This is a genomic window from Knoellia sp. S7-12, assembly GCF_040518285.1.
Classification (GTDB): Bacteria; Actinomycetota; Actinomycetes; order Actinomycetales; family Dermatophilaceae; genus Knoellia.
The window spans coordinates 571,428-591,647 of the sequence record NZ_CP155449.1; the positions used below are offsets into that span (position 1 = coordinate 571,428).

The window sequence follows — 20,220 nt, forward strand, 5'->3', positions numbered from 1 at the left end:
TCGCTCACCCGAGCAGTGCGGCGACGACGAGAATCACCGGCACGGAACCCATCGTGGTGATGAGGATGGTGTCGCGCGCAAGCACGGTCGCGCGGTCGTAGCGGGTCGCGTGGACAAAGATGTTCTGCGCCGTGGGCAGGGCCGAGCAGACCACGATGGCGAGCAGAGCGTGACCGTCGACGCCGAGCGCAAAGTGCGCCACGGCATACGCCACGAGCGGTTGCAAGATCAGCTTGAGCAACGACGTCGTCGCCAGCTCGCTCACCGACCCCGCCGTGCCCAGTCCGGGACCCAGTCGCAAGGCGATGCCGTAGGCGACGAGCATCGCCGGGACCGCCAGGTTGCCCAGGAGCTCGAGCGGGTTGCCGACGAAGTCGGGCAGGGTCCACCCGGTCACCGACAGCAGCAGACCGATGAGCGACCCGACGGTGAGCGGGTTCTTGAAGGGGCGCGTGACGAGCTGCACGAGCGATGGCGGGCGGCCCAGTGCGTCAGCATCCAGCAGTGCCAACGCAATGGGCTGCAGGACGAGGAGCTGGAGCAGGAGGGTCGGCGCGACGTAGGACGCGTCGCCGAGGACGTAGCTCGCCACCGGAATACCCAGGTTTCCTGCATTCACGTATGCCGCCGAGAGGGCTCCGATCGTCGCGTCGCCCAGGCGTCGCCGCCAGACAAAACGGGCGAGGGAGACATAGATGACCAGCGTGACGAGGATGGCCGCGGTCGTGGCGACGAGGTTGGCCGACAGGACGTCGTGAACATCCGCCCGGCTCAACGTCATCACCATGAGGGCCGGTGAGCCGACGTAGAACGAGACCTGTGACAGGGCCCGCTGGGCGGTCAGGTCGAGGATGCGCAGGTGTGCGAGGAGAGCGCCGACGCCGATGACGACGGCGATCGTGGCAAACCCCGTGAAGACTCCCTGCACCCGGTCAGGCTAGGTGGATCGGCGCAGGACGGTCGCCAGCGTCTCAAGGACGGACGCGTCCTCGATGGTCCCGGGCACCACCGGCGTGCGGCCGTCGGCGATCTCGCGCATCGTCTTGCGCAGGATCTTGCCCGAGCGGGTCTTGGGCAGCGCGGCCACCACGTCGACCTGCCTCAGGGCGGCCACGGGACCCACCTCGTCGCGGACCCGCTGGACGAGTTCGGCGCAGATCCGCTCGCCCTCGGCGCCTGTCCCGTCCACTCCACCCTTGAGGACGACGAGCCCTCGCGGCACCTGCCCCTTGAGCTCGTCGGCGACACCGATGACCGCGCACTCGGCGACGTCCTGGTGGCCGGCGAGCGCCGCTTCGATCGAGCCGGTCGACAGCCTGTGCCCGGCGACGTTGAGGATGTCGTCGGTCCGCCCCATGACATAGAGGTAGCCGTCCTCGTCGACATATCCACCGTCACCGGACACGTAGTAGCCGGGGAACGTCGACAGGTAGCCGTCGACGAAGCGCTGGTCATCGCCCCAGAGCGTCGGCAACGTCCCCGGCGGCATCGGCAGCTTGAGGCAGATCGCACCCTCCTGGCCCGCAGGCAGGGGCGCACCGGTCTCGTCGAGGATCGCCACGGCATACCCCGGCACCGGCACCGACGGAGAACCCGGCTTGAGCGGCATCGGTTCGAGTCCGCGCAGGTTGGACGCGATCGGCCAGCCGGTCTCGGTCTGCCACCAGTTGTCGACGACGGGAACCCCGAGCCTCGACGTCGCCCACTCGTAGGTGTCGGGGTCAAGGCGCTCACCTGCGAGGAAGACCGTGTCGAGCGAGGAGAGGTCGTGCTCGCGCATCAGCTCACCCTGGGGGTCCAGCCGTTTGATCGCCCGGTATGCCGTGGGCGCAGTGAACATGGCCCGCACCTTGTGCTCGGCGATGAGTCTCCAGAAGGCTCCGGCGTCCGGTGTGCCGACCGGTTTGCCCTCGTAGAGAACGGTGGTGGCGCCGGTGAGCAGTGGCGCATAGACGATGTAGGAGTGGCCGACGACCCACCCGACGTCGCTCGCGGTGAACCACACGTCGCCCGGGTGGATGCCATAGATGTTGTCCATCGACCAGCGCAGGGCGACCGCGTGACCACCGTTGTCCCGGACGATTCCCTTGGGTCGCCCGGTGGTGCCGGACGTGTAGAGGACATAGAGCGGGTCGGTCGCCGCGACCTCGACGCAATCGGCAGGCTCGGCGTCGGCGACGAGTTCGTCCCAGTCCATCTCCTCCCAGTCCGTGTCGCGCTCGCCGACCGCGGCCCGGGCCTGCTCGCGCTGGAGGACGATGACCGATTCGGGCTTGTGCGAGCTGCGGTCGAGGGCTGCGTCGAGCATCGGCTTGTATTCGACGACGCGGCTCGGCTCGATCCCACAGCTCGCGGCGACGACGACCTTGGGCTGCGCGTCCTCGATGCGGGCGGCCAGCTCGGCCGGGGCGAACCCGCCGAACACCACCGAGTGGATGGCGCCGAGCCGGGCGCACGCGAGCATCGCGATGACGGCCTCCGGCACCATCGGCATGTAGATGACGACCCGGTCGCCTTTCTCGACACCGAGACTCGCCAACGCACCAGCGAACGTCGCGACGCGACCCAGCAGGTCGGCATACGTGATGGTCGTTGTCGTTGCGGTGACGGGACTGTCGTGGATGAGCGCGGGCTGCTCGCCGCGCCCGTCGCGGACGTGGCGGTCGAGCGCGTTGAAGCAGGTGTTCAGGGTCGCACCGGTGAACCAGCGATGGAGCGGTGCGTTCGTGCTGTCGAGGATCGTCGTCGGGGGAGTGATCCACTCGATCCGCTCTGCGGCCCGTCGCCAGAACTCGTCCGGATGCTCCAAGGACTGGGCGTATGCCGCTGCGTAACCGTTGGGGGTCATGTCGCCATCGTGGTGGGTAGGTGGCGCGTGGACCAGCCGTTCGACGAGCGGAAAGCCGAGCGGTGGTGGCGTTGCGGCGAGTGGGAGAAGTGCGGCTCAGCCCCAGTTCGCGGCCTGGGTGAGGCAGAACGGGTGACCACTCGGGTCGAGCAGGACGCGCCACGTCTCGCCGGGCTGCTCGTCGGGCAGGGTCGCGCCGAGTGCGACGCACTCCTCGGCTGCCGCATCGATGTCGTCGACGGCGAGGTCGAGATGGAACTGCTTGGTGCCGTGCTCGTTGGGCCAAGCGGGAGGTTCGTGGTCCGGGAGGGTGCCGAAGCCGATCGCGTTGTCGGGGCCCGTGAGCATCGCGTAGCCGTCCCCATCGTGTGCGACGTCCCAGCCGAGGACGGCCGACCAGAAGGCGGCGTCGCGACTCGCGTCGGAGCTGTCGAGGCTGAGCATCTTGAGGGCGGCGATGGCCATGGGGTCTCCTGGGGTCGAGATGGGGTGCGTTGTCGCCCAGCCTGCCTAGGCTGGGTCGGTGCTCGATAGGACAAACCCGCCACCGACGGCGACCTTCGCGGGGATCCTGCGGCCCGACCAGCTCGCGGAGTACGTCCAGGTGAGGCGCTGGCCCGCCGCTCCCCGGGTGTCGCACTGGGTCGAGAACCACTGGTCGCTGCGCTGGGACCTGCCCGAGGGTGCGTCGTTCTCGAGTGAGGTGCTGCCGCATCCGACCTGCTCACTCACGGTGGAGCGCGGCGATCACCCGCGGCCGGCGCTCGCGGGTGAGGAGGTTGTCGTCACCGGCGTCGTGACGCGGCGCTTTGACGTCGAGATCCGCGGGAGTGGCCGGGTGGCCGGTCTGCGGTTTCGGCCCGGAGGGTTGGCGGCGCTCAGTGGTCATTCGGCGAGGTCGTGGACCGACCGCACCGTTGCCGCTGCCGACGTCACGTCCCCCGAGATCGTCGAGGCCCTGGCTTTGCTCGATCTGGACGGCGACGCGGGTGCCATCGAGGCGGGGATGGTTGCGGTGGAGGCGGCGTTCCCGGAGCTCCCAGAGCACCCGGAGCTCCCGGAGGGGAGGGCGGCTGATTCCCGCTACGCCCGCGTGCTGCGGGTGGTGTCGGACATGCTCGACGACCGGTCGATCCTCGCCGTGACCGATCTCGAGGAGCGGCACGGGATCTCGGCGAGGACGCTGCAGCGTGACTTCCTCCATTACGTCGGGGTCGGGCCGAAGTGGGTGCTTGGGCGCTATCGGATGCATGACGTCGTTGTCGAGCTCGATGGTGGCTATGACGGGTCGCTGACCGACCTCGCGCTGCGCCACGGCTGGTACGACCAGGCCCACTTCACCCGCGACTTCACGGCGCTGGTGGGTGTGCCGCCCAGCCGCTATCGGGCCCAGAACTGAGCGGATTTCGTGGGGCATCAGCGCTCGGGTAATCTCCTCCGTTGGAGGATTCGCATAGTGGCCTAGTGCGCGCGCTTGGAAAGCGCGTTGGGGTAACACCCGCAGGGGTTCGAATCCCCTATCCTCCGCGCAGATGAAAGGGCCCCGGCTTCGTGCCGGGGCCCTTTCGCGTTGTCCGGGGCCTTCTTCCATCTCGTTCTCGCTGGCGCACGTCGATCCCGCCCCCGCACGCCGCTGCAGCGCCATGACCCTGCGGGAACGACATGCGGTGGCGGGACCTGCAGCTGTCGCACCTTGCATGGCGTCGGGGTGCTCACGTTCCGAAATGACCAGTCGGTAGCGGTTGCGCGGGCCACTGTCTGTGGCTAAGTTCCACTACTGAGACCTAGTGCGTTAATTGTTCACACCGCCGTGAACGCCGATGAATCGGAGAGCTCATGTCCCGTCCGTCCGTCACTCGCCGCACCGCGATCGCCTCGGCGGTCGCTGCGACACTCGCCGCCGGCGCCTTCCCGGCCCTGTCCGCAGATGCTGCCGTCCCGGCCGGCCCCAACGGTTGGGTCCAGTCGACTCTCGTGCGCATGACGCTGGAAGAGAAGGTCGGTCAGCTCTTCGTCCAGTACGCCTACGGCAAGGACGCGAACACCCCCGACCCGCGCAACACCGCCATCTTCGGCGTCGCCACCCCCGCCGAGGCTGTGAAGAAGTACCACCTCGGCGGCGTCATCTACTTTGCCTGGACCAACAGCGTGCAGAACCCGCAGCAGATCGCCAGCCTCTCCAACGGGCTCCAGCAGGCTTCGCTCTCCCGGGACTCCAAGGTCGACATCCCGCTCGGCATCTCGATCGACCAGGAGATGGGTGTGGTGACGCGTGTCGGTCCGCCTGCCACGCAGTTCCCCGGCAGCATGGCGCTCGGCGCAGGCCGCTCCACCACCGACGCGCGCACCGCCGCTGCCATCACCGGCAAGGAGCTGCGTGCCCTCGGCGTCAACACGAACTTCGCCCCCGTCGCCGACGTCAACGTCAACCCGCTCAACCCGGTCATCGGCACGCGCGCGTTCTCGAGCAACCCGGCCCTCACGGCCGACATGGTGGCAGCGCAGGTCGCCGGATACCAGGAGGACGGCAAGGTCTCGGCCAGCGCCAAGCACTTCCCCGGCCACGGTGACACCGCGACCGACAGCCACGTGGCGTTCCCTGTCATCACCCACACGCGTGAGCAGTGGGAGGAGATGGACGCGCCGCCGTTCAAGGCGGCCATCGCCCAGGGCATCGACATGATCATGACGGCTCACCTCAACTTCCCGGCCCTCGATGACTCCGGCGACCCCGCAACGTTGAGCAAGCCCATCCTCACCGACCTGCTCCGCAACGAGCTCGGCTACAAGGGCGTCATCATCACCGACTCGCTCGAGATGCAGGGTGTGCGGGACCGCTACGGCGACGCCGAGGTGGCCGTGCGTGCTCTCGAGGCCGGCGCCGACCAGCTGCTCATGACCCCGGTGATGACCAAGGCCTTCCCGGCGGTCGTCGCGGCAGTGAAGTCCGGTCGGATCAGCCAGACCGATCTGGACGCCAAGGTGCGTCGAGTGCTCGAGCAGAAGGTGCGCCGCGGGATCGTGAACGACCACATGGTCGACGCGGCCGCGATCGACTCGGTCGTCGGAACCCCTGAGCACCTCGCCGCAGCCGATGCCGTCACCAACCGCACCGGCACCCTCGTCCGCAACGACGACGCCGTCCTGCCGATCGCGGCAGCTGACAAGAAGGTCCTCGTAACCGGCTACGGCGACGTGGCCACAACCACCCTCGCCGCGGCCCTCGACAGAGCCGGGTCGACCAGCACCAAGGTCACGACAGGCGCTGCCCCCAACGACGCCCAGATCGCGTCCTCCGTCGCAGCTGCCGCGGGCAAGGACTATGTCGTCGTCAACACGATGAAGGCCTGGGACACCGCGGTCACGGACAAGAAGGCTGGGCAGCAGCGACTCGTGAAGGCGCTGCAGGACACCGGAGTTCCGGTCATCGTCGTCGCGACGCGTGACCCCTACGACATCGCCTACCTGCCGGGGACTCGCACCTATCTCGCGACGTACTCCTACAACGCCGTCTCCATGGAGTCGGCCGCCAAGATCATCACCGGTGCTGTCGCACCGACCGGCAAGCTCCCCGTCGACATCCCCACCAAGGGCGACCCGAACGTCGTGCTCTACCCGTTCGGCCACGGCCTGTCCTTCTAACCCTGCCAAACCCCCGGCCTGTGTGCCCCAGAGGACGTTCCAGCGTCCCTTGAGGCACACAAGGCGAGATGAAATTGGAGAACTGACATGACCACTCCCAACCGCCGCCAGCTCCTCACGGGCGGGGCCGGCGTCGCCGGCGTCGCCGCACTCGGACTCGGCGCGTCGCCCGCGTCCGCTTCAGCGCTCGGCAGCGCCACGGCATACGCCACGGCGAGCGACCCCCACCGCAAGGTGACACCGGGCGCGGATGTCGCAGCGGCCGCCAACTGGTCCATCCTCGCGGGCCGCAAGGTCGGCATCATCACGAACCCAACCGGCGTCCTGCTCAACCTGCGCACGATCGTGGACGAGATGCACTTCGCGGGCACGGTCGACATCCGGGGGGTCTTCGGGCCGGAGCACGGCTTCCGCGGCACAGCCCAGGCCGGCGAGGCCGAGGACACCTACGTCGACGAGCGCACGGGCATCACCGTGTATGACGCGTACGGCGCCAACACCGCGAAGTTCGCCTCGATGATCCGCGCATCCGGCACCGACACCGTGGTCTTCGACATCCAGGACGTGGGCTGCCGCTTCTACACCTACATCTGGACGATGTACACGGCGATGAAGGCGTGCGTCGAGACCGGTGCTTCGCTCGTCGTCCTCGACCGTCCGAACCCGATCGGTGGCAAGGCATTCGGCCCGATGATGACCGACGCGTGGACCTCCGGGGTCGGCGCCGAGAACATCGTCCAGGCGCACGGCATGACCGTGGGAGAGATGGCTCGCTACCTCGACGCCATCATCCTGCCGACGGACACAGGTGGTCCCCGTCTCTCCGAGCTCACGGTCGTCGAGGTCAAGGGCTGGCGGCGTGACGTCACGTATGCCGGCACCGGACTTCCGTGGGTCATGCCCAGTCCCAACATGCCGACTCCCGACACCGCGCTCGTCTATCCGGGAACGGGCATGTTCGAGGGCACGAACCTCTCGGAGGGCCGCGGCACGACCCGTCCGTTCGAGCTCATCGGTGCTCCCTACGTCGACTACAAGTGGGCCGAGCGGCTCGCCGACCGGGGAGTCGATGGCGTCGCCTTCCGCGAGGCCTACTTCACGCCGACGTTCAACAAGCACGTCGGCAAAGTGTGTGGTGGCGTGCAGGTCCACATCGTTGACCCCTCCGCGATCGACCCGATGCGGGTGGGCGTCGAGATGCTCGTCGCGGCCAAGTCGATCTATACCGAATTCCAGTGGCGCTTCGACACCTACGACCCGGCCCGGCCCTACTGGATCGACAAGCTCACCGGCTCCACGCGGCTGCGTGACCAGATCACCGCCGGCGCCGATGTCGAGACGGTCATGGGTGCCTGGAAGGCCGAGCTCGCGGCCTTCGACGCCCGCCGCCAGCCTTTCCTCATCTATGGAGGTCCGACCCGATGAACCTGTCCCGACGTGTGGTCCTGGGCGGCGGCCTGGCCGCTGGCACAGCCTTTTTCGTCCCAGGTATGGCCCGAGCCGACGACTTCGACCGGCCGTTCACCGGTTTCGCGCCGCCGTCGACGGTGTTGCGTGAGGGCACTCCGGAGTCCGTGGGTCTCGACGCTGCGCCGATCGAGCTCGCCAAGCAGCAGGTGCGCAGCCATCAGGTGGCTGCGCCCGGTGGGCGCCCGCTGTATCCCGGGCACGTGGGCCTCATGGCACACGCAGGGGTCGTCGTCGCCACCCAGGTCGACGGCTTCGCCCTGCGCTATCGCAACGCGACAGAGGAGCTGCCGCGCAGCGAATGGGTCCCCATGCGCCGCGACACGATCTTTGACATGGCCTCGGTCTCGAAGCTCTTCACCTCGATTGCCGTCGTCCAGCTCATCGAGGAGGGGCGCGTCGAGCTGGAGACGGCGGTCGCGGCCTACCTGCCGGAGTTCGCCGCAGCGGGCAAGGAGTCGGTGACGATCCGGCACCTTCTCACCCACACGAGCGGGTTCACGTCGTGGCTGCCGCTCTACAGCAAGTACCCCGACAAGGCTTCACGCATCGCTGCGGTGATGAACCAGAAGCTCACCAACCCTGCGGGCACGGTCTACCTCTACAGCGACCTCAACCTCATCACCCTCGCCGTCGTCGTCGAGCGGCTGCGGGGCCAGTCACTTGACGAGGTCGTCGCCGCGCGGCTCACCGAGCCCCTGGGCATGAAGGACACCGGCTACAACCCGGCGGTCAAGGAGCGGACGGCTGCGACCGAGTACCAAGCCGTTCCCGCCCGAGGCATGGTCTGGGGAGAGGTCCACGACGAGAACGCGTGGTCCCTCGAGGGGGTCGCCGGTCACGCCGGTGTGTTCTCGTCGGTGGACGACATGGCCATCCTGTCCCAGGCCCTGCTCAACGGGGGCGTCTATCGAGGCGCAAGGATCCTGGATCGCAAGAGCGTCGCGCTGCTCATCACGAACTTCAACGAGGCCTTCCCCGGCGACGACCACGGACTCGGGTTCGAGCTCAACCAGACCTGGTACATGGACGCCCTGAGTGGGCCCCGCACGGCCGGCCACACCGGCTACACGGGGACGTCGATCGTCATCGACTTCACGTCGCGCTCGTTCGCCATCCTGCTCACCAACCGCGTCCACCCCTCCCGTGCGTGGGGGAGCATCAATGTTGCGCGCCAGCAATGGGCTGGAGGCCTCGGCCGGGCCCTCCCGATCACCCCGCGCGGCAATCACGCCGCCTGGGAGACCCAGGCGTCGCACGCCATCAGCGCGATCCTCTCCGTGCCGCTGGCCGTGCCGACGGGCGGAGCCAGGCTCGGCTTCGATCTCATCACCGAGACCGAGGAGACCGACATCCTCCGGCTCGAGTCCTCGACCGACGGCACGACGTGGACCCTCGTCCCGATGGAGATCCGGCACCCGGGCGACAGTCGCGCGGGCGAGGAGGACGGCTCCGTGAGCGGCACGCCCGGTGAACGGCGGTGGACGCAGGTCCGTGCCGAGCTCGCCAATGGCCAGCAGGCCCTGAGATGGCGCTACACGACCGACGGCAACACCCTCGGACGTGGTGTCTCGGTGAGCCGGATCCGGGTCGTGGGCGCCGGTGGAGTCATCGTCGACAGTGATGACTCGTCCGACACATTCACCGCTTCGGGCTGGACAAAGAGGTCGAGGTCGTAGTTTTGGGCCATGCCCTCACCGAATCCTGTGTCCGACGTGGCTGACGCGCCTCTCCTCGTGCGCCTGCGCGGTATCCGACCGACGCTGACGCCTGCGGAGGATCGTGTCGCCGCGCAGGTCCTGGCCGACGCCCGGCGCGCGTCCGACCTGACGATCACCGAGTTGGCGCTGGCGGCGCTGACCTCGGAGACGACGGTGCTGCGCTTCTGCAAGCGCCTGGGGCTCAAGGGATATCCCCAGCTGCGACTCGGGCTGGCCGCCGAGTCCGCCCTGCCGCGAGAGCAGCGCATGTCCGGCAGTGACATCAGTGCGACCGACACGATCGACGACATCATCGCCAAGGTCGCCTCCATCGACTCCAGCGCCGTCGAGGAGACCGCCCAGCAGCTCGACCGCAAGGCGCTGAAGTCGGCTGCCGATGCGCTGGCGGGCGCGACCCGGGTCGACATCTATGGCATCGGTGCCAGCGCGATCGTGGGCACCGACCTGCAGCAGAAGCTGCACCGCATCGGTGTGGTCTCGTTCGCGTGGAACGACCCGCACATCGCCCTCACGAGCGCCACGCTGCTGACCAAGAAGGATGTGGCCATCGGGATATCCCACTCCGGTGCAACGAGCGAGACGATCGAGTCCCTCGCGGCCGCGCGCGAGCGAGGGGCCACGACGATCGCCGTCACGAACTTCCCGCTCTCGCTCCTCGCGAAGTCGGCGGACATCGTGCTCACGACCGCGGCTCGCGAGACGTCGCTGCGTTCGGGAGCGACGGCCAGTCGCATCGCGGCCCTCGTCGTCGTCGACTGCCTCTACATCGCCGTGGCCCAGCGCGATCTGCCCCGAGCACGCAAGGCCGTGGCAGAGACTCGCAAGGCTGTTGCCGGACACCACCTCGCGTAGGTGATTCACGTCATTGACGCTGGCCGCGTGAGAAACTAACCTGCGAGCATGGCCATTGACGTCCGGGTGAGTGCAACCACCGAAGTCGGGGTGGGTGCTCCCACTGATGTCCGGGTGAGTGCACCCACCGAAGAGCGCCATCCGGGCACGACCGAGATCGACACCGCGTCGACGCTCGAGATCCTCACTCTGATGAACGACGCCGACCGCACGGTGGCCGACGCTGTCGCCGCAGTCCTGCCCGAGCTCGCCGTGCTGGTCGACCACGCCGTCGCCGCAATCCGGGCCGGTGGCCACGTCCACTACTTCGGTGCCGGGACCTCCGGACGACTCGCCGTCCTCGACGCCGCCGAGCTGCTGCCGACCTTCAACGCTCCCGCAGGGCTGTTCGTCGCGCACCACGCCGGTGGCTCTGCGGCCCTGGTGAATGCGGTGGAGAACGTCGAGGACGATGTCGATCTCGGGCGCGCCGAGGCCGCCACCCTCACCCCGCACGACATCGCCATCGGCCTCACCGCGTCCGGTCGCACGCCCTTTGTCCAGGGTGCGCTCGCCGAGGCACGCGAACGAGGCGCGCGCACAGCGCTCGTGACGGCGAACCCGGGAGCCGAGCTGGCGGCATACGCCGATCATCTGTTGGCACCTGAGACCGGACCGGAAGTGCTCACCGGTTCCACCCGACTCAAGGCGGGCACCGCCCAGAAGCTCATCCTCAACGCCTTCTCGACCGCGGTGATGATCCGCCTCGGCCGCACCTGGTCCAACCTCATGGTCGAGCTCGTCGCGACCAACGCCAAGCTGCGCGGACGCGTGGTCCGGATCCTTCAGGAGGCGAGCGGCGCCAGCGAGGCCGACGCTCGGACCACCCTCGAGGCAGCCGAAGGTCAGCTCAAGCCCGCGCTTCTGTCGCTCCTCGCCGGCGTCCCCGTCGCGGACGCGGTCACCGCGCTCAGCGTTCATGACGACTCGGTCGCAGCGGCGCTCACTTCCCTGACGACCTGATGGGTGCCGTCGTCGGCGTCGACGTGGGCGGTTCCGGACTTCGCCTGCAATGGGCGTATGCCGGTCAGCTGAGTTCCGTGTTCACCGCCCCTGGCGCTCAGATCGTCGAGCGCGGCGTGGACGTGGCAGCCCTGACGGCTGACGCGGTCGAGCTGCTGTCCGAGGGTGGTGTGGGTGCCGCGACAGAGGTCGACATCGACGCCGTGTGCTGGTCGCAGCGAGGCCTGCTCTTCCTGTCGGACCCGGCCGAGGTCGTCGGGGCCGTGGTGTCGGGCCTGGGTGCAGCGCGCACGGCCGTCGTAAGTGACGCGGTGGCCTCGCTCGCCGGTGCGTTGGGTGCAGTGCGTCCGGGTGCTGTGGTCGCGGCGGGGACGGGCGCGGTGGCGTTCGGGTCGGACTTCGGGTCGAAGGACACCTCGATCTGGCGGCTCGTCGACGGCTGGGGCCACGTCCTCGGCGACCGCGGGTCGGCCGCGTGGGTGGGGCTCTCGGGGTTGCGGGCCGGGTTGCGTCACCACGACGGGCTGCCCGACGGTTCGGAGCGGCTGCTCGTCGAGGGGGAGTTGGTCTTCGGGACGACCTCGCACTGGCCCCGCCGGATCATGACCGCCAGCAACGCCCCCGAACTGCTTGCGTCGTTCGCGCCACGTGTCGTCGGTGCCGCGGTGGCTGGTGACTCGGTCGCGCAGCGGATCTGTCAGGAGGCAGGGGAGTCGTTGGCGCAGTCGCTGCTGTCCGCGGCCGTCGGCATCGCTTCTCCCACCCTCGTGGCCACGGGCGGGTTGCTCAACGCGGAGCCGGTGCGTGCTGCGCTCGAGTCATCGGTCGCCGCTGCCGGGGAGTCCCTGACCCCGTCTGCGGGTGGTGCGCTCGAGGGCGCTCTGCTCCTGGCCACGATGCTCGGTGAGACGGGCGCGATTCCCAGGCACCCGGCGTACGTGCACCTCAGCTGACGGCAGTCGATCTGCCGGCGGACTATCAGCTGGCAACTCATCTGGGATCTGTGAGCACGCAGTTCGGGCTGAAGGCCGAGAGCTGATAGTCCGCCGGTCGGGGATCCAGCTCGACCGGCGGCGAGTGCGCTGGACGGCGTCACGGCCAGGCAGTCCTTGCGACTACGAGTTGGAGGGAGCCGCCGGGAGCGGGTTAGACTCGGAGCCGGCACCCCGCGTGGTGGTACCTCGCCGAACTCCCCCAGGGCAGGAATGCAGCAAGGGCAGGTGAGCTCTTCCAGGTACGCGGGGTGTCTTCTCTGTCCCGACGCCGGTCCGACGCCGGTCAGGCGCCGCAGGCGCAGCCGCCCTCGCACCCACCACAGCCGCCGCCACGAGCCTCGGGGGAGTTGCCCCGGTCCTCCCACGTCAGCTCGAGCGCGCGCAGCAGGCCGTCGACGGGCTGGGCGCCGGTCACCGCGAACTTCTGATCGAGCACGAACGTGGGCACGGCGGTGATGCCGATCTGGTTGGCCGTTGCTTCGTCGGCACGCACGTCATAGCCATATGCGTCGGACCCGAGCGTCTCGCGCACATCCTTCTCGCCGAGCCCGCCCTCGACGGCCAGCCGCACCAACGTGTCGGTGTCGCCGATGGCCGCACCCTCGGAGTACCAGCCGCGCATCACGCGTTCGGTCACCGGCGCCTCGAGGCCGCGGGCCCGGGCCAGGTGGATGACCCGGTGGGCGTCAAAGCTGTTGCCGCCCACGACCTTCTCCCATTGGAAGTCGAGTCCGACCTCTGCCGCATCAGCAGCCATGGCCTCGTGCTGCGCGACCATCTCCTCGCGGGGCCGGTCGTACTTCGCCGCGATGCGGTCGACGTTCGAACCCTCGATGACGGGCGGCGCCGACCGGTCGAGCTGATAGCTGTGCCAGGTCACCTCCACCTCGTCGCCGTGTTCAAACTGCTCGAGAGCAAGTTCGAGGCGTCGGCGGCCCACGTGGCAGAAGGGGCAGACCAGGTCGGACCAGACGTCAATACGCACACCTTGACGATACGTCCACCCGGCCCGCGCCCCTCAATCGCACGCCAGTCGCACGCCAGTCGCACGTCAGTCGCACGTCTGCAGGCGGTCGGGCTGCTCGGCGCCATAGCGGTGACCAGAGCCCAAGGGCACGGCGAGCGCACCCAGGACATCCGCTCCGGCGTGGACGACCGAGACCACGGGCAGCCACGGCCTGTCCTCACCGGTCGGCACGATCGCCATCGACGGACGGGCGTGGACGATCGGGTCATCGGCGTTGGCGGCGATCGTCTCCCGGGGGAGTCCGGTCCGGCCACCGCCAGGCGTCCCCAACCAGAAGGTCGAGCACACCGTCTCGCGCCGAGCATCACCCGCGGCCCCCGGCGCCAGCAGCGCCGCCTGACCAGCTGTGGCGCCGAGGCTCTCACCGACGACGTGCACCTGCGGCCGCTGAACCAACGGCAGCGCCGACACCTCGGCCACCACGGTGTCGAGCAGCGTCTGAGCGCCCGCCACTGCACCCTCACGGTCGAGGAGGAAGGCGACCCAGCTGGGCCGGTCGTCGTACTGCATCGACACGGTCGCGACCTCCGACCCGAACCGTCGCTCCGTGCCCGCGACGAACTCAGGGTTGACCCAGCCGGACCCGGTCGGGATCGCGACGAGCAGATGCTCCCGCGTCAGGCCACCGGCAGCGACCAGTCGGTCGACGGCGATGCGAGCGCGAGCTGCGTCGTCTGCGGAGTCGGACAGGCCGGCATACGCCCGCACGGCACCGACTGGCGACTTCAGGAGCAGGACCTGGTCGGAGGAGATCGAGGCGGCCTGCGCACTTGCCGGAGCGAATGTGAGGACCGACAGGCCCGCCACGAACGCGACCATGCGACGTGACATGCGCGGACGAAGACGCCACAGCCATCCCACCCCCCGGACGGCTCCCACGACACCGAGCGCGGCGCCCACGAGGACGCCAATGTCGCTGAGCGACAACGGATCCATCCCGATGTTGGCGCGCATCGCGGCCTGGGTGGTCCAGGTGACGAACATCAGGTATGCCGTGAGCGCACCTCCCAGCGCGACCGCCACCTGGTGGGCCGGTCCGGTGAGGTGCTGGCGCGAGCCGGCGATGCGGCGCGCGATGGCGAGCACCGCGAGGAACGAGAGCGCGACCAGCACGCCGAGCGCGACGGGCAGTGCGGGCAGATAGGACGGGAAGGTGGCGACGGCCAGGGCCACCGGTGTCGCCAGCGCGGTCGAGGCGCGGGGGAGGCGGGCCTTCATCGCGCACCCCCGATCCGACGACGCAGGCCCGGCACGACGAGCACGACCCCACCCGCGGCAGCCACACCGAGGCTGATGCCCGGCGCGATCGACATGGCCGTCTCGGACTCGGGGACCGCGTAGCCCTGACGCGCGCTGTTGATCCGCACGAAGCCCTCGGCGATGTCGGCCCAGGCGAGGCAGGTGGCCCGGCTCAGGGACTCCTCGCGCGTCGAGCAGGAGTTCTCGAACTCGATGCCGAGCCGGGAGTCGACGGACCGGCGCGCGTCGGGAGGGAGGTCGCGACCGGACCGGCCGGCATACCGGAGGAGGTCATAGCCCAGGTCGTGCTGGCGGCATGCCGGCGTGAACTCCGCCGGCAACGGGACCGGTGACGAGCACGCGCCCGACGGGTCGCCGAGGAGTCCGTTGGCGACGGTCGGCCGGTAGCCGAAGCGAGTCGAGAAGTCCTGCGGCAGTGCGGCGTTCGCCGCGGCCGGGGGTCGGGAAACGAGTGCGGTGAGGGCTTGCTCGGCCGCGCGGTCCGGCGCCGGCAGCGAAGACGCGGTCGGGGCGAGGGAGAGTCCGGCTGCGGTGGCGAGGCCGGTGACGACGACGACTCGAAGTGCATGGTGTCTCGTGAACATGCGGCAAGGCTCGGAGCCGGGAGCACCTGCGGTCGTCGCCCTCTGGAGCGGTTCGCGGGCAGAACCCGGGGTGGACGGTCGGGCGCGAGTGATACCCGGGAGTGACGCCGGGTTCACTCCGTCGTATGACGACCTGGCGGCGCTCGCTGCCTACTGTTGGGTGCATGGTCGGAGGCAGAGTGATCGGAGCCAGCGGACGCGCAGTCCGCAGGTTGGCGCAACCCCTGTGGCGGGGTGTCAGCGCGCTGACCCGTCACACTGACCTCGCGCTGGGCCTGCTCTCACTCGTCACCTTCGTCATCACCTGGTCGACGATGAGCATCTCCCACGACGTCCCGATCTCGCTCATGCCCGTCCTGGCGCTCTGCGTGGCGTTCCCGGTCGTCCTCCTGCGCCGGGTGCCGTTCGTCGCGTGGGCTGTCGCGGCCGGGACCTCGCTGGTGTGGTGGGCGGTCGTGCCGGCCTACGCGGCCTCACCGATGCCGTGGCCGGTCATGCAGTTCCTCGTGCTCCTCGCGTCGATCGTCGCCGTCGGTTTGTGGAGCCAGTGGCGCGAGATCCCCATCGTCATTGCGGCCACTGGTGTGCTGCTCGTGGTCGCCATGCCCGACGACCTCAAGGCGTGGGCGCTCGGTCAGGCGCTCATCATGGGCGTCGCCCTGCTCGTGCGTTGGCTCGTCATCTCGCGCCGCCAGATAGCGGTGCAGCAGGACGAGGTCGAGACCGAGCGGGCCCGCCGCGCCGTCGTCGAGGAACGCAGTCGCATCGCCCGCGAGCTCCACGACGTCGTGGCGCACCACATGTCGATGATCGTCGTCCAGGCGCAGAGTGCTCCGATCCGTCACGGAATCTCGGATCTCGAGGTGGTGGGGGAGTTCTCGGCCATCGAGGGCTCGGCGCGGCAGGCGCTCACCGAGGTGAGGTCGGTGTTGGGGGTGTTGCGGGACGAACGCGGCCCGGTCGAGACGGCGCCCCTGCCAGATCTCACCCGCCTCCCAGCGCTGGCCAAGGCGTCCAAAGCAGCGGGTATGCCGCTCACCTCCCGTATGCGCCTCGACGCCGCGAAGGTGCCCCCGGGCACGGCTCTCGTGCTCTATCGCGTGGCGCAGGAGTCGCTGGCGAACGCGGCTCGGCACGCGCCCGGCGCCGCCGTCGAGCTCACCCTTGAAGAGGACTCCGGCTGGGCCCGACTCATGATCCGCAACTCACCGCCACCCGCGCACGTTTCCAGGGTCGGCGACCCTGGCGCCGACGCCGACCAGATGCACGGACGCAACGGGGAGAGCGGGGCCGGAGGTCGGGACGAGAACGGTGGGAACGGCATACCCGGCATGTCCGAGCGCGTGCGCGCCGTCGGTGGAACGTTCGAAGCAGAGCCGGTCGGCGAGGGCTTTGTCGTCATCGCGACCGTCCCCTTGACCGGCCGCCCGCAGGTCGCCGGGCTAGGTTGAGCCGCATGATCACAGTGGTCATCGTCGATGATCAGGCGATGGTGCGGCAGGGGCTCGGCGCACTTCTCAACGCACAACCCGACCTCCAGGTCGTCGGCGAGGCTGCCGATGGCGCCGCTGCCGTGCGCGAGGTCGCCCGCCTGCGGCCGGACGTGGTGTTGATGGATGTGCGCATGCCCGAGGTCAATGGCCTTGATGCGGCGGCGACGATCCTCGGGTCACCTAGTCCTGACCGGCCGCACGTGTTGATGTTGACGACGTTCGACGTCGACGACTACGTCTATGAGGCGCTGCGCATCGGTGCGAGCGGGTTCATGCTCAAGGACGCGCCGTCGGAGGAGCTCGCCCGGGCCGTTCGCGTTGTGGCGGCGGGGGATTCGCTTCTTGCGCCGAGTGTGACGAAGCGGCTCATCGCCGAGGTGACCAGGTCGCGGTCGGGCGTCCCCAAGGACTCGCCGCGGCTGCGGGAGCTCACTCCGCGCGAGCTCGAGGTGCTCGAGCTGATTGCGCGTGGCTTCTCCAACATCGAGATCGCGACGAGGCTCTTTGTCGCCGAGCAGACCGTCAAGACGCACGTGTCGAGGGTCTTCACCAAGTTGGGGCTGCGCGACCGGGCTCAGGCCGTGGTGTTCGCCTACGAGCACGGAGTCGTCAGCGCCGGCTGAGCGGCCTACGGTGAGGGCATGGGCTTCCTGACGCGCAAGGTCTCGGCCACGCTCCCGCAGAACCTCACCCGGCTTGCGCTCGGTGCCTTCATGGTCGGCGCCGGCGTCCTGCACCTCACGGTGGCCCGGGACGAGTTCCGGGCGCAGGTGCCCAGCTGGGTTCCGGTCGATGAGGACCTCGTCGTTCTCGGGTCCGGCGTGGCCGAGATCGGACTCGGTCTGGCGCTGCTCACGCTGCCAAAACACCGGCGCCTCACGGGGGTGGCCCTCGCGGGGTTCTTCATCGCGATCTTCCCGGGCAACATCGCGCAGTATGTCGACGGTGTGAGCGCGTTCGGGCTCGACACGGACACCAAGCGACTCGTGCGGCTCGCCTTCCAGCCCCTGCTCGTCGGGGCTGCGCTGTATGCCGCGGGTCTGCCCGAGGGGGGCCTCGCACGTCGCGGTGGCGGCAGCGGTGGCCAGGACGTGGAACTGATCCGGGGGTGAGATCCGGAGCGCATTGTGGCCGGTTGGGGACGGCTCGTTTTGGCTACTGTGGCCCGTCTCGCTGCGCCCTAACCTCGATAGGGGCGGGATTCCTACCACCCGCCGGAGGAGGTTGACCATGAAGGTGGCCAGATGCGCTGCCGCGGCGGCGCTGACCCTGTTGGGAGTCACCGTGGGAGTCGGCAATGCCGACGCGCGCGGTGGCGGTGATACCGAACGCATCGACATCCGGGATGACTGCGATCCAGTCACGTTCAACGCGGCTCTCGGAGAAGGTGCGTGCATTGGCGACGGCGACACGACCGTCGAGGAACTCTTCGAGCGCCTCCAAGATCGTGGATTCCACGGTGCGTGGAGGAACAACCCCGTGCTCACGGATGTCTCGAAAGGAACGAAGCTGAGGCTCGTCAACCGGGGTGGTGAGTTCCACACCTTCACCCCCGTCCAGAGGTTCGGTCCGGGATGTGTGCCGGAGCTGAACGAAGCGGCAGGTCTCGAAGGTGCGCCCGTCATGGACTGCGGTTTCGATACCTTCGTCAACACGGGCATCGATGCGAAGACGTCCCGCGATCTCGCGCCGCTGGGTGTGGGTACACATCGCTTCGAGTGCGCCATCCACCCGTGGATGCACACGACCGTCGAGGTGAAGGCTCACCACTGAGCCGTAACAGCGCTCCGGGTCATACGGCAATGCCCGACGGGCGCCACACGCAACACATGTTCGACGATTGCCGAGCAGTGGTCGGCTGCTCGGCCCTCGAACCGGGGGTAGTACCACTGCGGGAAAGCCGGTGCAGCCTGCGCCCTAGACGTCGCGGTGGGCGAGGTTCTCTCGTTGGACCCGGTTGAGGCCGGCATAGATCATCCACACCGCAGCGACCCAGGTGGCGATGACGAAGTAGCCGTTGGTGGGGAACTGCGTTGCGCCCCAGACCATCCCGCCGATGAGCAGGGTGCCGAGGATGAGGGGGAAGGAGTACCAGATCGCAATGGTCTGCACACTCGGCACGGGGTTGAACGGGCTCGTCGGAGGTCGTCCGCGATAGGCGGCGAGGAGACTGGCGCCGGCGAGGAACAGGGTCGTCATGACGAGCCAGGGGAGGACGGCGCCCACGTCGGCGCCGACGGCGACTCCCGTGATGCTGCCGACCGCCACCGTGGTGATGAGGTGGGTCGCGCCGGGGACGAGCAGGTGGGCAGCAGCCGCGCGCACCGGTGGGGCGCCGAAGAGGGGAGGCGTCCCGACGGTGTCGGCCTCGAGGCGCAGCCCCTCCGACAGGGCGCCGAAGCCCAAGTGGCTGACGAGGGCTGCGACGAAGCCGACCAGTGGGGGCACGGCAGAACTGCCCAGGGTCGCCCCGAGTGCGGCGGCGGCTGCGGCACAGAGCAGCAGTCCCACGAGTCCGGCTGCAGGCGAACGCCGAAGTCCCAGAACGTCCCTCGCGACCAACGTCATGATCGGACCGCGGTGTCGCAGACGCAGGCCGCGACCGCGGGTGATCGGTCGGGCGGCCTCGAGACGGACAGCGCGCAGGTCTCCGGAGTGGACGCCGCCGACGATGCGGTTGGAGCGGGCCGACTGGGTGCGCAGGTCGTGGACCCCGAGGCGTCGCACCTCACGCACCCACGGCGACGCGTCGGCGAACGCGGCAGGCAGAGGCGCTGAGTCAACGGTCGAGCCGGAGCGGCTCTGCCCGAGGAGCCACGCGACGCCGGCGAGGAGTCCGACGAACAACCCCACGACGAGGGCGACCGGCAGGATCCACAACCCCGCAGCGCGGGCGCCGGCGAAGGCCGCACCCACGAGCAGGCCGGACAGCGCTCCCGCGAACAGTGCTGCAAACAGGGAGTATCCGAACCAGGGCCGCAAACTCGCCCACCGGTCGATGGACGATGCAACGACTTGGTCGATCCAGGGCACGGGAGCCACGATCGGTCCTCGCACCCGCCCGGCCTCTCGTGCCGCAGCAGCCACTGATCCAACGACCACGATCAGGACGAGTGCCGACCACGGTGAGCGCAGTGATGAGGCCATGGCCTCGCGATCCGCCGCGATGACGAGGGCGCGCAGCAGCGGGAAGCCGTAGAGGCCGACCAGGATGACGGCGACGTACGCGGCATACGCAACTTCTTTGCGGGCCGGATTGCCGCCCGGCCCGTGGAGGACGTGGACGGCGTCATCGAGGCGCTCGGCGTCCGTCATGCCACTCATGCGCG

General features: G+C 69.1%; 18 protein-coding genes, 1 tRNA gene and 1 other RNA gene. 13 read left to right on the forward strand and 7 right to left on the reverse strand.

Annotation, left to right across the window (positions count from 1 at the left end; translation table 11 throughout):
* Window positions 1–4: 4 nt before the first annotated feature.
* From V6K52_RS02760 to V6K52_RS02770, 3 genes are all read right to left on the reverse strand, one after another.
* On the reverse strand, window positions 5–928 hold the full coding sequence (locus V6K52_RS02760; RefSeq protein ID WP_353952379.1) for an AEC family transporter: 924 nt from the start codon (window positions 926–928) through the stop codon (window positions 5–7).
* A gap of 9 nt (window positions 929–937) precedes the next feature.
* Window positions 938–2,848 carry a propionyl-CoA synthetase gene (locus V6K52_RS02765; RefSeq protein ID WP_353952380.1) on the reverse strand — a complete coding sequence of 637 codons (1,911 nt, stop codon included), beginning with the start codon at window positions 2,846–2,848 and terminating at the stop codon, window positions 938–940.
* Between the two features lie 96 nt (window positions 2,849–2,944).
* Window positions 2,945–3,313: a VOC family protein gene (locus tag V6K52_RS02770; RefSeq protein WP_353952381.1), complete on the reverse strand. Its 369-nt coding sequence runs from the start codon at window positions 3,311–3,313 to the stop codon at window positions 2,945–2,947.
* 58 nt (window positions 3,314–3,371) lie between these two features.
* On the opposite strand from V6K52_RS02770, the gene V6K52_RS02775 reads away from it, so the two are divergent.
* The 9 genes from V6K52_RS02775 to ffs all read left to right on the forward strand — a co-directional run bounded on the left by V6K52_RS02775 (window position 3,372) and on the right by ffs (window position 12,786).
* Window positions 3,372–4,247, forward strand: a complete 876-nt coding sequence (locus V6K52_RS02775; RefSeq protein ID WP_353952382.1) for a helix-turn-helix domain-containing protein — start codon at window positions 3,372–3,374, stop codon at window positions 4,245–4,247.
* A 43-nt stretch (window positions 4,248–4,290) separates the two neighbouring features.
* Window positions 4,291–4,375, forward strand: a tRNA-Ser gene (locus V6K52_RS02780).
* 309 nt (window positions 4,376–4,684) lie between these two features.
* A complete protein-coding gene (locus V6K52_RS02785; protein WP_353952383.1) occupies window positions 4,685–6,490 on the forward strand; it encodes a glycoside hydrolase family 3 protein in 1,806 nt (601 codons plus the stop codon).
* A gap of 87 nt (window positions 6,491–6,577) precedes the next feature.
* On the forward strand, window positions 6,578–7,915 hold the full coding sequence (locus V6K52_RS02790; RefSeq protein ID WP_353952384.1) for a DUF1343 domain-containing protein: 1,338 nt from the start codon (window positions 6,578–6,580) through the stop codon (window positions 7,913–7,915).
* Entirely contained in the window at window positions 7,912–9,636 is a 1,725-nt protein-coding gene (locus V6K52_RS02795; RefSeq protein WP_353952385.1) for a serine hydrolase, read from the forward strand. The genes V6K52_RS02790 and V6K52_RS02795 overlap by 4 nt, the downstream gene beginning before the upstream one ends.
* Before the next feature lie 36 nt (window positions 9,637–9,672).
* The gene (locus tag V6K52_RS02800) at window positions 9,673–10,530 is read left to right on the forward strand and encodes a MurR/RpiR family transcriptional regulator (RefSeq protein ID WP_353952386.1); all 858 of its coding nucleotides are present in this window, start codon (window positions 9,673–9,675) and stop codon (window positions 10,528–10,530) included.
* A 48-nt stretch (window positions 10,531–10,578) separates the two neighbouring features.
* The gene (locus V6K52_RS02805) at window positions 10,579–11,532 is read left to right on the forward strand and encodes an N-acetylmuramic acid 6-phosphate etherase (protein ID WP_353952387.1); all 954 of its coding nucleotides are present in this window, start codon (window positions 10,579–10,581) and stop codon (window positions 11,530–11,532) included.
* A complete protein-coding gene (locus V6K52_RS02810) occupies window positions 11,532–12,485 on the forward strand; it encodes a BadF/BadG/BcrA/BcrD ATPase family protein (protein WP_353952388.1) in 954 nt (317 codons plus the stop codon). Before V6K52_RS02805 ends, V6K52_RS02810 begins: the two co-directional genes overlap by 1 nt.
* 204 nt (window positions 12,486–12,689) lie before the next feature.
* Window positions 12,690–12,786, forward strand: an RNA gene (ffs, locus tag V6K52_RS02815) — signal recognition particle sRNA small type.
* Between the two features lie 24 nt (window positions 12,787–12,810).
* On the opposite strand, the gene V6K52_RS02820 is transcribed toward ffs, so the two are convergent.
* From V6K52_RS02820 to V6K52_RS02830, 3 genes are all read right to left on the reverse strand, one after another.
* A complete protein-coding gene (locus V6K52_RS02820) occupies window positions 12,811–13,512 on the reverse strand; it encodes a DsbA family oxidoreductase (protein WP_353952389.1) in 702 nt (233 codons plus the stop codon).
* A gap of 66 nt (window positions 13,513–13,578) precedes the next feature.
* Window positions 13,579–14,772 (reverse strand): alpha/beta-hydrolase family protein, encoded by a 1,194-nt coding sequence (locus V6K52_RS02825; RefSeq protein ID WP_353952390.1) that lies wholly within the window; start codon window positions 14,770–14,772, stop codon window positions 13,579–13,581.
* The gene (locus V6K52_RS02830) at window positions 14,769–15,398 is read right to left on the reverse strand and encodes a hypothetical protein (RefSeq protein WP_353952391.1); all 630 of its coding nucleotides are present in this window, start codon (window positions 15,396–15,398) and stop codon (window positions 14,769–14,771) included. Before V6K52_RS02830 ends, V6K52_RS02825 begins: the two co-directional genes overlap by 4 nt.
* Before the next feature lie 164 nt (window positions 15,399–15,562).
* Between V6K52_RS02830 and V6K52_RS02835 the strand changes: the two genes are divergently transcribed.
* The 4 genes from V6K52_RS02835 to V6K52_RS02850 all read left to right on the forward strand — a co-directional run bounded on the left by V6K52_RS02835 (window position 15,563) and on the right by V6K52_RS02850 (window position 18,664).
* Entirely contained in the window at window positions 15,563–16,849 is a 1,287-nt protein-coding gene (locus V6K52_RS02835) for a histidine kinase (protein ID WP_353952392.1), read from the forward strand.
* A gap of 5 nt (window positions 16,850–16,854) precedes the next feature.
* Complete coding sequence (locus V6K52_RS02840; RefSeq protein WP_353952393.1) at window positions 16,855–17,514, forward strand: response regulator transcription factor; 660 nt, start codon at window positions 16,855–16,857, stop codon at window positions 17,512–17,514.
* A gap of 18 nt (window positions 17,515–17,532) precedes the next feature.
* Window positions 17,533–18,003: a hypothetical protein gene (locus V6K52_RS02845; RefSeq protein ID WP_353952394.1), complete on the forward strand. Its 471-nt coding sequence runs from the start codon at window positions 17,533–17,535 to the stop codon at window positions 18,001–18,003.
* A gap of 118 nt (window positions 18,004–18,121) precedes the next feature.
* A complete protein-coding gene (locus tag V6K52_RS02850; RefSeq protein ID WP_353952395.1) occupies window positions 18,122–18,664 on the forward strand; it encodes a hypothetical protein in 543 nt (180 codons plus the stop codon).
* Window positions 18,665–18,808: 144 nt separating this feature from the next.
* Here V6K52_RS02850 and V6K52_RS02855 read toward each other — a convergent pair whose 3' ends face one another.
* The gene (locus V6K52_RS02855) at window positions 18,809–20,215 is read right to left on the reverse strand and encodes a hypothetical protein (protein ID WP_353952396.1); all 1,407 of its coding nucleotides are present in this window, start codon (window positions 20,213–20,215) and stop codon (window positions 18,809–18,811) included.
* Between the last annotated feature and the right edge of the window lie 5 nt (window positions 20,216–20,220).